Here is a 14,459-nt window from a genome sequence, read left to right as displayed (position 1 = left end):
TGCTATTATATTCGCCAAATATTTTTCTCGAATCTTTCGGCCGTAAGAAATTTCTTATAGAATCGTGAATATAAGTCCCATACATCATCCTTATTGCGGCACTTTTTCTTGCCGGCTTCAAGGATGATGTATTTGACTCCAAAGCATTCCACACGCAAATCCGTATCATAGCAATTGTTGCGTAGATAAAATCCCAAGCGTCTGGTCTGAAGAGTTTTTTGCGCCTCATCATCTGTATAGGCAGGGTCTTCTACCTCTCCTATGATTCTATCTGCATCGCCAAGATAATCATCTATTAAAGTAAGAAGATTGGCGCCTACGCCTTTATTTCTGTGCTCTGGGAAAATCGCTATGTAATCTATAAGATAGCTGTTTTCTATCTTTACCATAAAGGTGTAGCCTACCATCTCTTCTTTTTCAAAAAGTCCCAAGCAATCATAAAAGCCATCCTGCACCGATTGCAAAATCATTTTCAGTGGCTTTAGCTCATCCTTAGGGAAATCTATAACCATGTGCTCTTGATAGAGCTTTGTTATTTGGTGTTCGTCTAATCGTTGTAAATCCATGTTCAATCCTTCTGTAAAATTACATCAAACTCTTGCCGCTACCCCAGGCATCGCCGACCTTCTCGCCAACCACATGGTAAGTGTTGTTGAATGGGTCAAAGGTGATAGGCTTAACCTTGCTGACATCCACTTTGCCATCTGTAAGAGCCGATTCGTCAACGCTGACATTGACAATCTCGCCCTTTAGAATACAGCTGTCATGGTCGAAGCTCTTTACCTTGCATTCCAGGCAAACAGCAAGCTCATTAATAATAGGTGCGTTCACGCGGGCGCTCTTTGTGGCTGTAAAGTGCGCCTTGGCAAACTTGTCCTCGTCCTTGTTGCCCGATGCGATACCTACATAATCGCATGCTGCCACATGGTCAGCGTCAGCCATGCTGATTGTGAAAGCGCCAGTCTTCTCGAAATTCTTGCAAGTCTTATGTCCTACCGACAAGCAAACCGAAACCTCGTTAGCTTCACTGATGCCACCCCAAGCCGCATTCATCGCGTTAGGAACACCGTTCTCATCATAAGTTGCGATAATCCACACTGGCTGTGGATAGCTAAGTGGTTTTGCCCCAAAATCTTTTCTGCTCATAGTTTTACCCTCCTCTAATATTTGAATGTTCATGTTCTAAATTTCCTTATAAATATTGTTATCTTTGTCGAAGTATACCCAATCACCTTCGTTTATGTTCTGTGCCAGTAAGTCTGCATCTGGCACTTCCATTTCTAGCTCACGCCCTTCGCTATCGCATATACGAATTAAATCCATTGCTCCACAGCCACCTGGGCGTTCCTCGCAGCCAAAGTCGGCTTCTTGAATTTTCTTGATGATGTATTTCATGTTAATGTCTCCCATAATAAAAGTGCTACAGAAAACCCCTGTAGCTAATCTATAAGAATGGCTTGCTTTGCTTCATTTATAATATGAATCAAATTTAACATTATCCATATATTTTGACTCCATCCTTTAATATTTCATTTAGTAATTCTGGATTAGCCACCAACTGATTCATATCCAGTAAATCAATTTTCTTCTTCAAGGTCGTATTCAACTTTTCGACTAAGCCATAGAATTTTAGCCCCTTCACAGTTGATGAAATAAGCAAATCTATATCACTATCATCCTTAGCCTTTCCTTTTGCATACGAACCAAAAAGATAGCAATACTCTATTTGATAATCACTAAAGACTTTTGCACATTTATCTTTAATAGAATCTAAATCTAATATTCCATGAGTCTCGTCAATAGTATTAAGTTTTCCGAGTGTATCTACTAGATACATGTATTTTACCGTACTAGCCTTATCTGGTTCATTTTCATAAGATTTGTATGAGCGCAGTGATACTTTTAAATAATCAGCTGCCTGGCGTTGTGTATAGCCTATTGATTGTCTTATCTCTTTTAAAGAATCAACCATAATCTATTCCTCCTAAAAAGATTATACCATCGTTTTGCACTTTTCGTAAATATAAAAGTGCAATTATTGCACCTCGACATCCCGTATGGTGCAATATTTGCACTTCTGCAGTGCAAAGGTGCAATTAAAACCTACACACTTGCCCATAAAATAGATTACAATTTATCGTACTTATCAGCCTTCCCCTTTGCCTTTGCCACTGGATACTTAGCCTCATTCTGGTCCATCTTCTTATTGATAATTTCATCAGGATCAACGCCAAGCTTATCTGCTAAGTTTTGGCAATAAACCATAACATCTGCAAGCTCTTCCTTAACATGCTCCACGTCGTACTTATCATCATCCCACTGGAAGCACTCAAGTAGCTCAGCCGCTTCTATAACTATAGATTTTGCTAAGTGCGCTGGAGCGTGGAACTGGTCCCAGTCTCGGTCTTCAGTGAACTTTCTAATTCGTTGTATTGTTTCGTCTCTCACCGCAAATCTCCAATCTTTTCTTCAAATATTCTTCCATATTTTTATCTGTACAATATATATAGCACCCTTTCATTCCTCTAGTGAGTAAAGTTCTATATGTATTTTTTATTATCTCATCAGCACGCTTTTTGGCTAATTCTGGATTTTCCTTGTATAGTTTTTTTATTCCTTTAAGCGACTGATCAGTTCGTGCTCTTCTGGTAAAATCAGTTACTACTTTACCATCTTCATAACGCAAATCATCACCGATAATTACACCTACATAGTCAAATTCCAAACCTTGAGATGTATGTATACATCCAGCCTCATTTACCGATGTTTCACTCACTGCAAAAGGTTCTCCACTTCCAAGGTTCCAACTCATTTCAAAATCACCAATTTTTATATCGTGATAATTGGTATTATTCTGTTCAGATTTGAGCCAGTCCCAACAATATCCGGCCAATACTCTAGCACGATTTGCTAGTTCATTTTTATCCTTAACAAGCTTCCACATTTCAGTAGGGGAATCCATAATCCTTATATCATAATCTATCCCCTCTAAATCATAATTAGCAGTTTGTCTAATATCTAAAACATCATCAATCCATGCAAGATATCCATCTGAACCATTACATCTAAATTGAGATTGAAGCTCCAAATATGATACTTCAGAGCCTTCCTCATCTGCCCATTTTTCTATTTCTTTTACAGAGCCTATATCATCCATAGTTACTCGTTGACTTTCATCAATAAAGAAAACACTACAATAAGCAGAATGAATGATTTCTTTAATTTGGTTTTCTCCCATGTTATGAAACATGCCTGATTTTTCATTCAAACGATGTGCTTCATCAACAAGCAAAGTATGAGCAACATTTAACCCTGTCTCAGTATATGTTCCAGAACCTTTGAACATATTATCTACACTGCTCTTTCGCATGACACCTTTAAGTTTTTTCAAATAGACCTGTCTCGGCGCACTATTCTTAGAAACATACTGTACCATTTGATCTCTTGCGGTAAGCTCAGCAAGAAGATTAATTGCTATAACAGACTTACCTGTTCCAGGGCCACCTTTAACAATAATCGTACGCTTCTTGTAATCTTTCTGTGAAAGTAATGAGAGCTTTAAAATTTCCTCATATGCAACCTTCTGCTCATCAATCATAATAAACTCACGATTTCCTTTAAGCATTGAAGCAATCGCATTTTGTAAGCTTTTGGATGGGCGGATTTTGCCGTGGTCAACCAAATAAAGAATATCTTTATTATCACCATGAACTATCGATTTTTTGATGAATTTTCTCAAATCAGAAGCATGCCCTTTAGTAAATGCAGGTGCCTCCTCTAGATAATCCTGATATTGATTTTCATCCAATGGATCATTAGGATGTCTTATATAATTATGCAAACAAGCACATGGATGTAGCTTTACTCTTCTATCCTGCACTGATGCATTGTAATCTAATATTAATTGAGCGTAGCTCCATGCCTGATATGATGGATGCACAACTTTACGAACCGCTCCACCAGTATATGTTTCAACTAATGCATCTACTCCTTCAAGAGCGTTCAACTCTTCCCACTGTTTAAGCTCAACAATTACCATATTAGGCTCATTGGCTTCATCAAAACCAGAAATAATAAAGTCAACTCGCTTGGATGTTTGCGGAATATTAAATTCTATAGCAATACCGGCATCATTAGGTATTTCGTTATCATTCAAAACCTTATACATATAATTCAAAGAGTTTTCCCATGAACGAAATTCTGCCTTTGGTGTATGTCTCCCCATTTTTGAAAGAATGTTTTCTTCGATTTCTATCGCTATAGAATCGCTTTCACAACTGTGTAAAAAATCACTTTTTAATCCATCATAAACAATCATTAGATAATACCTCAAATCGCTAGATTCTGTCTTTTTTAGTATTTCATTTTTTAATTAAATGCTGCCTACTACCAAACCCCTCTTTCTTTAAATCAGAATCCAAATAGTCGTAAGCCACTGGCACCACCTTAATCAGGTTCATCGCCTGAGGCAATTTTTTCATAGCCTCCACTGGAATCTTTTTGTGCTCCATCAGCTTCAGATACTCTTCTGAAAAAGGCTCCACCATAGATGCGGCGCCCTGCACCTGCAAGCTTTTCAGCTGTCCAAATCCACCGTAAGGTTCAAAAATGGCCATGCCCACATTCTTATTCTCTTTCAGTCCCTTAAACTTTAATCCACCTTCAGAGAAAAAATAAAAGCATCCATCCACATAATTATATTCAATCGGTGTGTTACGCACAGATTCCTTTGAAGCAGTTGCCAGCGCACAGGTATTATGCCCGCCGATAAAAGCCTCTATTTTTTCCTTTAATGCTACCTCCTCCATATGAACAGAATCCTTATCTCGCGCTATCCAATGTGATGCAGCTGCATCGTAATCCATCTTCCACATATTATAATCCCCCTATTCATCCTTACCTAGCATCCTAGTAAAGTCAATATTTGATTGCTTTACATATAAAAATGATGAAATACCCTATTTTTATACGCGTAAAAACCACTATTCCGGAGTGACGCACGTATAAAATGAGATATTTTTCATTTATTATATGCGCAAATTAGCCCTAATTCCATGTTTCTATTGATTTTGCGCATATAAAATTAAGAGATAAAATGATTCTTATATGCGCAAACAAATTTTAATAATATAATTCGCGTATAAAACTCCCGGTAACAGACTTTTTATACGCGCGGTTCCTCTATAATCCTTCCTTAGCATATTTCTTCAACAACTCATCTATCCTACGATTAGTACTTTCTATTTCCGATGTCTCAGTTTCCAAAAGCCTAATCCACAAATCCAAATCCACATACTTTTTTCTAGTTCTGGATTTCAACGAATTGTCGGCAACAACCATCTTCACCTGAGCCTTCTTCTGCTCTAAAAGCGGGATGATTACATAGTAAAGTCTATCATCTTTGAAGCTGAGATAGCCGATAATCTGGCCGCTCTTGTTTCTCAGGTACAATCTGTGATTGGATACGGCTGCTGGATAAAGAGTGCTGCCCACCTTTGGTGTGGTGGCGTTTGTATCAAGCTCCAACATAGCATCAATCTTGTAAGCATCAATGTCCAAAACGCCCAGCTCCTTCAACGTCAGCGAACTGTCTATAAACTGCCCCGTCAAAAGATAAGTGATGTCCGCAAGATATTTTTGCTTGATAACATCTGGCACTTCAAAGAAAAGTGATGGTCTGACGTTATCCAAGAGCTCCTTGCTGGTTTCATAGAGACTCTTTAGGAATAAGGAAAACTCCTCATCCTTTGACCATACATATTTTCCTCTAGCGATTTCGATGGTGCCAATGCTATTTCCGTCATAATCCTCCACCTCATGAAAAATAGGGCGGACGCAGTATGCATTCTTATTTTCTTTAGCATTCCAAGTCTTCGCCTTGGGACTTCTTTTGACGGTAGATTTTTTCTGCTCGGGTCCATCAAAGCCCTTCATAATCAGCTCGTAGGCTGTATTAATTTTGGCTGCAGCCTCGCTATCATCAGACCCACTGCTGTCGGGATGATGGGCGTGCATCAGCTTTCTATATTTCTTTTTTACTTCCTTTTCATCTTCCGTTCCATCCAATCCCAGGATTTTACGGGCCTGACTTTTATTCATAAACTTCTTTGGCAAGATTAAACACTGCCCACGCCTTAGGCCAGCCTGCATAAAATGCCACATGGGTAATAACGGCTGCCATTTCCTTTTGTGATACGCCATGATTTTTTGCATTTTCAATGTGATACTTAAGGCTGCTGTCGGTGATTCCCTGAGCCATAAGAGCAACAACTGTGATAATGCTTCTAGTCTTTAGATCAATATCCTGATTATTCCAATTCTCGCCGAATAACACATCATCGTTAAAATGTGCGAACTCTGGTGCGAATTCTCCAAGCTGATTTCTTCCTGCTGTCTGTACTATTTTTTCCATCAAATCACTCCTCCTCATTTGCATTTATTTTCTTATAAAATCTGCGTCACTCTCAGGCATACTGTCATCTGATTTATACCTTTCTACAGTCATGTGAAGGTCGTACTTTTCACGAAGCTCCATAATTGTTTTCATCATAGGTGACGCATGGTGAACATCTATTGATTCCTGGTCCTCCCAGCTGTCTATTAAAAGTATTGTCTCAGGGTCATCCAGCGACTGATAATACTCATATCTGAGATTTCCTGCCTCACTGCGAATTTTATCAACAGTTCCACTGCTGACCATCTCCTCCGCAAATCTTTTTGCAGCCCCATCTTTTCCTTTATAACGTAAATTTACTGTAATGCTCATGGTTATCCTCCTAATCTTCTGCCAACTGCAACTTGTTAGCATTATTACCTTATTAGCTTATCACATCTCATATATGAAAAAGAAAATATTTTAAAAATTTTCTAAGCAAAAAGGACTGCGATTTTTTGCAGTCCTTTTATGATTTTGCTTTTGGGTTATTCTATTTAGATTTGTTCTAATCATCTTTTCTTATAAAGAACAAGTTCTGGATTTGCCCCCTCTGCCTCATATGTACAAACCATTATGAAATCCATACTTGCAAGAATACCGAAGCATCTATCTCCTCCAAACTCTGACTCAAGCTGGGTTCCAAGATAAGTTACACCATCGTCTAAAAATTTCACCTTTGTCCCGTTTGGCAATGGATATTCCAGATTAACATAACTGCCCACCAGTGTATACAGCTTTTCTACCCTTGGCAGCCCTTCAATATGAAGATCATTAATCTCCTCTATCAACTGGTTTTTAAATTCCTCAAACTGTCCATCATCACTAAGCTCTTCGTATCTTTTCCAATAATCAAGCTTAGGCAGTTCCTGTTTCAAATATTCACGAGCCTGCTCCTCTGTAAAGTTCTCATTAACCATGTTTGGAATGCATACTTCAATAAGAGTATTCATATCACTGTAAGTATAAGTCCCATCAGCATAGCACCATTTACAGTAATCTTCATTCAAAGAGCCGTCTTTGTTTTTTCCGATAATGGAATCCTCCAAAGGCATACCACAACACTGACATATCAGCTTGTGGGGCGAACCAAGCAGAGTGTTTATTGAAACATTATAAAGATTAGACAACAATTTTAAGGTCTCAGTATTTGGGACTGTATCACCATTTTCCCAACGTGAAACTGCCTGACGGGTCACAAAAACCTTTTCAGCCAACTCATCCTGAGACATATTATTCTTTGTTCTAAGCTCAAACAAAACATCTTTCGTATTCATGGAAATCCCTCCTTTACTAATATTATAGTAAGAAGATATTCATATTACACGCAACTATTGGTTGCTAATGAAGTGTCATATCTGCCCGGATGCTTTTCTTCAATAGCATTCCAAATCCTTTGGCCTATTCCTTTACTTTGTGTACCACTCTTCACATAAAGGAAATCCAAATCTTCATGTTCACCATTAATCATAACGTGAGTGAAGGTATTTGTATTTTTGTACCATTCCTGGTGTCATCGTATCATGGGCCATAAATAAAAGAGCAAAAACCAGATGGGGACTTTGTAAGCAGAACCCTGATAAAACTTTTGAGATTCAGATTGCTGAGAAACTACTTACTGATGACTGAATCAGAACAATGCTTTAAAAATATGCTGCAAGCTGAGGAATGCAAGCTATGACACCACTCGCAACCAAAATAATCCCTGTGCCCATAAAAGAAATCATAAATACTCTTGAACAGAGTTTGGAATCTTTTTCACTCATCTGATCCTTGAGTCCTCTGAAAATCATCCCAAGTGCCCAGCCCAGGTAAGTGGAGAAAAGTCCCCCTGCAATCAGCGCTACACCTTCTACACTGACTTTTATAAATGGATGATATGCATTCACCAGAAAAATAACAGCTATAGCCACCACGATTACTAATACAGGTGTCATCAGTCGAATCACGCGCATGCTGCTCTCAGCTTCTTTACGCTGCTTTTCATTTGCGCTTAGGATGTCATCATCCAGAATACTTCGATTATTTTTAGCAAAATTCAAAAGAAAAAATCCCCAGACACCGGCAACTATCAATACCGGGACAAAAAATATAAGTTCAAACATGTTCTTCTCCTACTCTTCATTCTTTTGCAAGAATCTTAAGTCCTGCAATTCCAACTACAATAAGAATAACACATATGACCTGTGGAACCGACAGCTTTTCATGAAAAAGAAATACGCCAAGCAGCGTCGTTCCAAGTATTCCCATTCCAGTCCACATGGCATAGGCAGTACCCAAAGGCAATTGTCTTAGAGCAATGGCTAAAAACACTGCGCTGGCTATGTAACCTACTCCTGTGATAATAGATGGAATCAATACCGTAAATCCGTTAGACATTTTCATTGCCACAGCCCAGGTGATTTCCAACACTCCGGCAATCAATAGATAAATCCATTTCATATAAAAACCTCCATATATTAAAATACGCCATTCTCCGTATACCTCCACTCCCCGAACCCACAGTTCTGAGCGGACTTATAAACCGGAAGTATCACAGCCTCCAGTTCCTTTTCAAATCGTTCGTATTCGATATCTGATTCGTATATACGATATCTTAATCTATCATCATTGAAATGCTTCTTTGCGCATTTCTCAAACTCTTTATGCACCGCATCATGCTCGCGCATCATTCTGTATGACTGATACTCTAGCATTGCCAGGCGTTTAAAATAAGTATTCCAGTCTGGCAGATTATTGCTCTTCGAACTGTTGATGCTTTTCGTGGTAGGATTCAGATTCCACATCTCATCATGTGCCACATACGACCATGGCACAAAATGATCTATAGAAATATCCTTCGCAGTAAGAATGGTTTCGCCATAAATCTCCTTCACTGGCTCTGGAGAAACCGTCAAAATCAGCTTCCAGTATTTCTTAACATCATCCAGTTTTCTTTCCTGTGGTGGATATAATTTGTCTGCTATGCCAGGCACGTTTGGATTTCTTCTTTGCAGATAGAGAATCATATTGTACTCCAGCCAGCCTCGTATTATCTCTTGATTTTTCACGAAATAGTTAACCCATTCATCCTTCACAATAATTCGCGATGACAGGCCATTAATTCCCAAGAAGTAATACATAATATGACTGTGATTATTAATATTTTCCACAAGATTATCTTTTGGAACATCCCAGGCCTTACCTTTTATTCCTGGCATAAAAGGAGCCTGAAGACGATAAGGTACATTGAGTATCAATGTCCTCTTCTTTGAAATGATTTCTTTATCTTTTGTTTCGGATAGATAAGCTAAAAGGTCGGACTTTTTGATGCTAGATTTAAAGCTAGGATTTTTCTTTTGGATGAGCTTTACAACATCTTCCAGTGTGTCCTTTGGCCCTAGGTTCAGACAGTACTCTGTAACCATATACCAAGCATTCGCTATCATATCATCCACAAGCTCTTCGAATGATATTTCATTGGTGCCAGCAATTACCTTTTCAAGGATTGCTTTGAACCAGAAGAATTTGTAGCATTCACTGGTATTATCAAAAAGTCTACTAAGATATTCTATATGAAGTTCATCAGAATAAGGCAGAACCATCAGCGATTACCCTCCCAATAGATACGTTCTTTAAAAGCTCCTCTAGCTTCGCACTTCTCTTTACGAACCTTTTCTAGCTCCTCTAAAGAATAGCCTCTAGCTACACATATAGCATTTAGTACCTCTAGTACATCGGCCATCTCCTCTATGGATTTGTCCGCCTGGTATTCTGCCACTTCCTCATTAAGTTTTATGTCTAATTCCTTTAAGTATTCCTCAGTGGATAAAGTCCTAATTATAGGGCGCTTCCCATCGTCCTTAATTATCTGAGGAATCTTGTCCCTTACTAATTTTCCCAATATATTTTCCCCTGTGAATTTATTGAGTAAAACGCTAGTAAAATTATAGCATAAACACTAAATTTATGGGGCTTATTTTATTCGTCATCCTTCTGTAGCAATTTCCTCTCTAAAACCTCAAACCACACTTTGGGCAATAATCAAAATCTTCCGCCGTCTCATAGCCACAATTATTGCAACGCTTAAAGAAACCTCTGCCCTGACTCACTTTGGTTAAATCCTGTGGTTTGATTTGATACTCTTCTCCTGAAGCTATACGCTTCCCTATCTCAGGATTAAGTTCATAGACTGTACCGCAACAACTCATCTGAACATAATATCTTCTATTCCATTTGAATGTAGGTATAAAGAAAAGCGATAAGACTGTATAGAGCATGAACACCTGATATCTTCCGTACTTTCCACAGCTATCGCATATTACGGTCTGACTAAAATCAAAGTCTTTGCGACCATCAGTAATTCCCATTATAAAAAACATAAGCCTCTACTCTTCCTTAAAAATCTCATTATCCTTATCAATGAATTTCATGAAGCCCCTCCTATATCCTTACTTCAACCTTTACAGGCGACTTTACTAACCTAGAAAACTCTTCTCCCGCATTCTTAGAAGTTCCAGTTATCAGACCATAATGAACAGGAATAGCCACTTCTGGTGCAATTGTATTGATTAGTTCAGCTGCCTTCTTTGCATCCATAGTATAAGTTCCGCCAACTGGCACTAGGGCAATATCGCAGTTTACGGCTTTAGCCTCTTTAGTAGCATCAGTATCTCCCGCTACGTAAATACGTTTTCCATCTACAGAAATGATGTAGCCAACCCAACCAGCACTCTTTGGATGAAATGGTTTTAAAATATTGTACGCAGCAACAGTTTCAAACTGTAATCCTTCTACTTCATAGCTTGCACCAGGATTAACATATTCAATCTTGCCCACCACTACTGCAACTTCAGCTGCCTTGCTTTTCATTTTTTCAGGAACAACTAACACTGTATTCTTATTAGCGACCTTTTCAATGGCTTCTGGCGAAAAGTGATCATAATGGTCATGGGTAACTAATATAAATGCAGCATCATGTGGTGTTTCATCCATTTCAAATGGATCCACATAAACTGCCCTGCCTTCAACATCTATACAAATACTGTTGTGCTTAAATACTTTAATCTTTTCTGTCATTATTGCCCCCTTAATTATGTTTTGTATAAGGGTATTGTACTTCTTTTCAAAAAAGAAAGCACCAACCAAAGTTGATGCTTTCGAAAGTTCATATTGGTACAAATTTGCACAGAATAGATTAGTTTCTTGTCAAGTTATGTGTTTTTGGTGCGGATTTGCACTACCATAAGTCATTATCCTCCCTTTCTTATCTTATAGTTAATGCATTGGTGCTACCAATTTTCCAGTGAGGCTATATCGCGCAAGGTAAAATCCAAAAATTTTTCCAAAAATAAGGACCTACAGATTTTTAATCTGTAAGTCCTACTCTTTGTCATGTTATTTAATTATATCCAAAAACTCTCTTGGTGTTAGAATAAAATCGTAAATTGTAAATCGAAATGCAACCATTTCGATTTACAATTTACGATTCCACGATATTACTTATTCTTTACGACAATTAAAATATGGAAACAATAAAGAGCAGTTTATCTTTCGATAATTGCTCTATGTACAGTTCAATATTCAATTAGGTCTACAAATCCGAAGTTATCGATTTCTTCTCGGCAAGTAGCTAAAAATGCATCCTCAGCAATAAAATATCAACATTGGGATGTAACCTGATTACTGTAAAAATTTAAATTTTTATAGGTATGCATCCCATAGAATAAAAACCCACATTTGGGTTGCATAGTGTTAAATACTTTTTCATCCCAAATAGCAAAAATTACATTTGGGATGCATTGTACCGAAAATCATCTGATAACTCATGCATCCCAAAATCCCCAAAATTGCCTTTGGGATGCATTTCTGTATAATCCGCTCTAAAGCTATACATCCCAAAATCAAAAAAATCACATTTGGGTTGCATAAGTTCAAAATAGCCTCCATTAGCATTCATCCCAAATCTATAAAATTGCTATTTGGGATGCATTTTTTAGAGGTTTGCATGGCTCCAGTATTATTTGCAGCTTTTCCGGAGTTTAACCGAACAAAGCTCGCGTCAGCGAGTGGCCCCCTACAAAATATCTAAGAATTTCATCAGCTCTCTGGCTTCCTCATAATCCTGGCTATAGAAATTCACATGATTTATATCTGTGCTTCTATTTGTAAATGCTGGATATAGGAATCCCGCCTCCGGCGAATGAGGCACCTGCTCCTCATCCACTGGGGAAATCGCCATTATCAGATACTTATAAACCTCTTCTGATTCATCCTGATAAGACTTGTCGCTGCCCTTGATTGGCACATCGTAAGCCCCATAGTATACATATATGGCATAGGGTCTTCCCTTAGGATATTTCTCTGCAATCAGCTCGTATAGATTTAGCATCAGAGCATCATTCTTCAATTCGCATTCACGAATTGCATATATCATCTGCCAGATAGAACCTGGCCCCAGCCCAGGGATTTTATACTGAATCAACTCCTCATTTGGCTTTGCAAATGGTATCGTCTTTGCGATATCCAGGCATCTGTTCTTTTCCGCTCCCTTAAGACTCAGGAAGCTTGTATTAAATGTGCCGTCTATATAGCCTTCCTCATCTATATACGCACCTGCAATTCTAACTAGGTTGCTGCGAGCTGATGTGAATCTGCGTGTCAGCTCCAGCATGTCGTCTCTGTTTATCTGTCCCATGTTTGTGTCCTTTGATTACTAGAACCTTAACTTATTCTGAAGCTCCGCTTTGATACCCTCGACTCTTCTGATAGCATCATCACACTGCTTCTTGCCATCACTAATCTGCGACTGTACCAGAATGTCAGCTACAAATCCATCAAAAAAGAAATCTGCAAAGGTGAGAAAATCATTAATGTGAACAGAACTATATCCGCTGACATCTCTCAGTTCTTTGCTAAATCTCTGGAGGGCATACCTAGCGTTATCAATCTCACGCTCTGCATCACCCATTTTGCTGTGCTTCATTATTCCTGAAATCAATCCGCCGCCAAACATATCTAGCAATCCCCAGTTGCCTGCACTATCCAGATACTTTCTGGCTGAGCGAAGATGCACTAACGCATTATCCGCAGCCTCGATTGCTTCTCTGATTTCTCTTGTTTCTACTTCATTCATATCATACTCTCTCCTGATAAACTTAATCCGTCGCAACCAATGAAACTATTCCAACAATAAGCAAAATTGGAAATGCCAGGTATAGTAAACCACCAAACACCATTCCCACTAAAATCAAAGGAAGAAATACAATATACATTAGTACTTTGAACAGGCCCCAAGTAGCCCTAAAGGCAAATCCAATCATCTTTCCAAACACAATTAAAAATAATAAAAAGAATAAAAAAGTCATGGCAAATCCTCCTAATAATCAATATCCACTTGACCTTTTGTCCAGGTCCTTTTGTGTTTTCTTGATTATATTTTATAAATATATCCCCACTTGGGCAAATGAATACTACCTATTTTTCTTTTTTTGCGAAATAAAGAATTCTAAGAGCATTTTATACTCCTCTATATTATTAGCAACCCTTTTTACCAGCAAGATGATCCTCAATAGAACACGAAGATGCACCATCATATTCAACCAGCCCTGCATCAGCCGGATTAAGACTGACCCTACCATCCTCGAATACAAAACAAGGGATTCCTATATCGCCAATCTCCTTTGAATGATCAAACTCTGGGCGATTATCTCGTAAATCCATGAACTCGTGCATATACTGAACATGCTGGCCTATATCAATGTATTTATACTGATCTTCTTTTCCTTGAATCTGTGGCTGTAGAAAGTCACAATATGGGCATGTGTGTAATCCATAAATTTTAATCATAGTTTATCTCCTTCTGATACAGCTTACCAACATAAATCTCGTAGCCCCTTCTAAGCAATTCTAATGCAACTATATTTTCATACGCTCGTCCATAATCCATATTTCTTGTTCCAAGCATTGCATATCTAAATTCTAAATCGCTAAGATAGTATTCGTCTAATGTTTCTAAATACTTTTTTCAGGTTATGTATATATTATA

Annotated in this window: 20 protein-coding genes and 2 pseudogenes; all 22 read right to left on the bottom strand. The window is 38.3% G+C overall.

From position 1 onward, the window contains the following. Nucleotides 1-5: 5 nt before the first annotated feature. Entirely contained in the window at nt 6-566 is a 561-nt protein-coding gene (locus G611_RS13830) for a GNAT family N-acetyltransferase (RefSeq protein WP_051195053.1), read from the bottom strand. Nucleotides 567-585: 19 nt separating this feature from the next. Beyond that, complete coding sequence (locus tag G611_RS0104205) at nt 586-1,146, bottom strand: flavin reductase family protein (protein ID WP_028242565.1); 561 nt, start codon at nt 1,144-1,146, stop codon at nt 586-588. Nucleotides 1,147-1,182: 36 nt separating this feature from the next. Next, nucleotides 1,183-1,395, bottom strand: coding sequence for a hypothetical protein (locus G611_RS0104200; protein WP_028242564.1), 213 nt, complete (start codon nt 1,393-1,395; stop codon nt 1,183-1,185). 100 nt (nt 1,396-1,495) lie between these two features. After that, a complete protein-coding gene (locus tag G611_RS0104195) occupies nt 1,496-1,972 on the bottom strand; it encodes a nucleotidyltransferase domain-containing protein (protein ID WP_028242563.1) in 477 nt (158 codons plus the stop codon). A gap of 155 nt (nt 1,973-2,127) precedes the next feature. Further along, entirely contained in the window at nt 2,128-2,448 is a 321-nt protein-coding gene (locus G611_RS0104190; protein ID WP_028242562.1) for a nucleotide pyrophosphohydrolase, read from the bottom strand. Next, complete coding sequence (locus G611_RS0104185; RefSeq protein ID WP_028242561.1) at nt 2,420-4,318, bottom strand: DUF2075 domain-containing protein; 1,899 nt, start codon at nt 4,316-4,318, stop codon at nt 2,420-2,422. Before G611_RS0104185 ends, G611_RS0104190 begins: the two co-directional genes overlap by 29 nt. 43 nt (nt 4,319-4,361) lie before the next feature. After that, nucleotides 4,362-4,874 carry a pyridoxamine 5'-phosphate oxidase family protein gene (locus tag G611_RS0104180; protein ID WP_028242560.1) on the bottom strand — a complete coding sequence of 171 codons (513 nt, stop codon included), beginning with the start codon at nt 4,872-4,874 and terminating at the stop codon, nt 4,362-4,364. Between the two features lie 307 nt (nt 4,875-5,181). After that, nucleotides 5,182-6,099 (bottom strand): J domain-containing protein, encoded by a 918-nt coding sequence (locus G611_RS13825; RefSeq protein ID WP_036948081.1) that lies wholly within the window; start codon nt 6,097-6,099, stop codon nt 5,182-5,184. Beyond that, nucleotides 6,095-6,412, bottom strand: a pseudogene (locus G611_RS0104170) (carboxymuconolactone decarboxylase family protein); the annotation flags it as partial. The gene G611_RS13825 and the pseudogene G611_RS0104170, both read right to left, overlap by 5 nt. A gap of 24 nt (nt 6,413-6,436) precedes the next feature. Then, nucleotides 6,437-6,766 carry a putative quinol monooxygenase gene (locus G611_RS0104165; protein WP_028242558.1) on the bottom strand — a complete coding sequence of 110 codons (330 nt, stop codon included), beginning with the start codon at nt 6,764-6,766 and terminating at the stop codon, nt 6,437-6,439. 179 nt (nt 6,767-6,945) lie between these two features. After that, a complete protein-coding gene (locus tag G611_RS0104160) occupies nt 6,946-7,710 on the bottom strand; it encodes a zinc ribbon domain-containing protein (protein WP_028242557.1) in 765 nt (254 codons plus the stop codon). Nucleotides 7,711-8,076: 366 nt separating this feature from the next. Next, nucleotides 8,077-8,538 (bottom strand): hypothetical protein, encoded by a 462-nt coding sequence (locus tag G611_RS0104155; protein ID WP_028242556.1) that lies wholly within the window; start codon nt 8,536-8,538, stop codon nt 8,077-8,079. A gap of 16 nt (nt 8,539-8,554) precedes the next feature. After that, on the bottom strand, nt 8,555-8,875 hold the full coding sequence (locus tag G611_RS0104150) for a DMT family transporter (protein WP_028242555.1): 321 nt from the start codon (nt 8,873-8,875) through the stop codon (nt 8,555-8,557). Nucleotides 8,876-8,892: 17 nt separating this feature from the next. Next, complete coding sequence (locus tag G611_RS15160) at nt 8,893-10,017, bottom strand: HNH endonuclease domain-containing protein (RefSeq protein ID WP_028242554.1); 1,125 nt, start codon at nt 10,015-10,017, stop codon at nt 8,893-8,895. Beyond that, nucleotides 10,017-10,316 carry a nucleoside triphosphate pyrophosphohydrolase gene (locus G611_RS0104140; RefSeq protein ID WP_242824255.1) on the bottom strand — a complete coding sequence of 100 codons (300 nt, stop codon included), beginning with the start codon at nt 10,314-10,316 and terminating at the stop codon, nt 10,017-10,019. The genes G611_RS15160 and G611_RS0104140 overlap by 1 nt, the downstream gene beginning before the upstream one ends. Before the next feature lie 109 nt (nt 10,317-10,425). Next, complete coding sequence (locus G611_RS0104135) at nt 10,426-10,794, bottom strand: zinc ribbon domain-containing protein (protein ID WP_028242552.1); 369 nt, start codon at nt 10,792-10,794, stop codon at nt 10,426-10,428. A gap of 61 nt (nt 10,795-10,855) precedes the next feature. Beyond that, nucleotides 10,856-11,491, bottom strand: a complete 636-nt coding sequence (locus G611_RS0104130; RefSeq protein WP_028242551.1) for an MBL fold metallo-hydrolase — start codon at nt 11,489-11,491, stop codon at nt 10,856-10,858. 997 nt (nt 11,492-12,488) lie between these two features. After that, nucleotides 12,489-13,109, bottom strand: a complete 621-nt coding sequence (locus tag G611_RS0104120) for a DUF4317 family protein (protein WP_028242550.1) — start codon at nt 13,107-13,109, stop codon at nt 12,489-12,491. An 18-nt stretch (nt 13,110-13,127) separates the two neighbouring features. Then, complete coding sequence (locus G611_RS0104115) at nt 13,128-13,547, bottom strand: hypothetical protein (RefSeq protein ID WP_015549234.1); 420 nt, start codon at nt 13,545-13,547, stop codon at nt 13,128-13,130. Nucleotides 13,548-13,569: 22 nt separating this feature from the next. After that, complete coding sequence (locus G611_RS0104110) at nt 13,570-13,779, bottom strand: hypothetical protein (protein ID WP_028242549.1); 210 nt, start codon at nt 13,777-13,779, stop codon at nt 13,570-13,572. Nucleotides 13,780-13,948: 169 nt separating this feature from the next. Further along, nucleotides 13,949-14,260: a hypothetical protein gene (locus tag G611_RS0104105; RefSeq protein WP_028242548.1), complete on the bottom strand. Its 312-nt coding sequence runs from the start codon at nt 14,258-14,260 to the stop codon at nt 13,949-13,951. Further along, nucleotides 14,259-14,438, bottom strand: a pseudogene (locus G611_RS15575) (ATP-binding protein); the annotation flags it as partial. The gene G611_RS0104105 and the pseudogene G611_RS15575, both read right to left, overlap by 2 nt. Nucleotides 14,439-14,459: the final 21 nt, after the last annotated feature.

This window comes from Pseudobutyrivibrio ruminis AD2017, assembly GCF_000424305.1.
In the GTDB taxonomy this organism is placed as follows: Bacteria; Bacillota; Clostridia; order Lachnospirales; family Lachnospiraceae; genus Pseudobutyrivibrio; species Pseudobutyrivibrio ruminis_B.
The sequence above is the reverse complement of the archived record's forward strand: the minus strand, read 5'-3'. Positions and strand labels throughout refer to the sequence as shown.

What these genes read in the sequence shown, in the direction of transcription:
- G611_RS0104155 (WP_028242556.1), bottom strand. Translation starts at nt 8,538, where the DNA reads ATGTTTGAACTTATATTTTTTGTCCCGGTATTGATAGTTGCCGGTGTC.
- G611_RS0104185 (WP_028242561.1), bottom strand. Translation starts at nt 4,318, where the DNA reads ATGATTGTTTATGATGGATTAAAAAGTGATTTTTTACACAGTTGTGAA.
- G611_RS0104205 (WP_028242565.1), bottom strand. Translation starts at nt 1,146, where the DNA reads ATGAGCAGAAAAGATTTTGGGGCAAAACCACTTAGCTATCCACAGCCA.
- G611_RS13825 (WP_036948081.1), bottom strand. Translation starts at nt 6,099, where the DNA reads ATGAATAAAAGTCAGGCCCGTAAAATCCTGGGATTGGATGGAACGGAA.
- G611_RS0104195 (WP_028242563.1), bottom strand. Translation starts at nt 1,972, where the DNA reads ATGGTTGATTCTTTAAAAGAGATAAGACAATCAATAGGCTATACACAA.
- G611_RS0104165 (WP_028242558.1), bottom strand. Translation starts at nt 6,766, where the DNA reads ATGAGCATTACAGTAAATTTACGTTATAAAGGAAAAGATGGGGCTGCA.
- G611_RS0104130 (WP_028242551.1), bottom strand. Translation starts at nt 11,491, where the DNA reads ATGACAGAAAAGATTAAAGTATTTAAGCACAACAGTATTTGTATAGAT.
- G611_RS0104200 (WP_028242564.1), bottom strand. Translation starts at nt 1,395, where the DNA reads ATGAAATACATCATCAAGAAAATTCAAGAAGCCGACTTTGGCTGCGAG.
- G611_RS0104120 (WP_028242550.1), bottom strand. Translation starts at nt 13,109, where the DNA reads ATGGGACAGATAAACAGAGACGACATGCTGGAGCTGACACGCAGATTC.
- G611_RS0104160 (WP_028242557.1), bottom strand. Translation starts at nt 7,710, where the DNA reads ATGAATACGAAAGATGTTTTGTTTGAGCTTAGAACAAAGAATAATATG.
- G611_RS0104135 (WP_028242552.1), bottom strand. Translation starts at nt 10,794, where the DNA reads ATGTTTTTTATAATGGGAATTACTGATGGTCGCAAAGACTTTGATTTT.
- G611_RS0104110 (WP_028242549.1), bottom strand. Translation starts at nt 13,779, where the DNA reads ATGACTTTTTTATTCTTTTTATTATTTTTAATTGTGTTTGGAAAGATG.
- G611_RS15160 (WP_028242554.1), bottom strand. Translation starts at nt 10,017, where the DNA reads ATGGTTCTGCCTTATTCTGATGAACTTCATATAGAATATCTTAGTAGA.
- G611_RS0104180 (WP_028242560.1), bottom strand. Translation starts at nt 4,874, where the DNA reads ATGTGGAAGATGGATTACGATGCAGCTGCATCACATTGGATAGCGCGA.
- G611_RS0104150 (WP_028242555.1), bottom strand. Translation starts at nt 8,875, where the DNA reads ATGAAATGGATTTATCTATTGATTGCCGGAGTGTTGGAAATCACCTGG.
- G611_RS0104115 (WP_015549234.1), bottom strand. Translation starts at nt 13,547, where the DNA reads ATGAATGAAGTAGAAACAAGAGAAATCAGAGAAGCAATCGAGGCTGCG.
- G611_RS0104105 (WP_028242548.1), bottom strand. Translation starts at nt 14,260, where the DNA reads ATGATTAAAATTTATGGATTACACACATGCCCATATTGTGACTTTCTA.
- G611_RS13830 (WP_051195053.1), bottom strand. Translation starts at nt 566, where the DNA reads ATGGATTTACAACGATTAGACGAACACCAAATAACAAAGCTCTATCAA.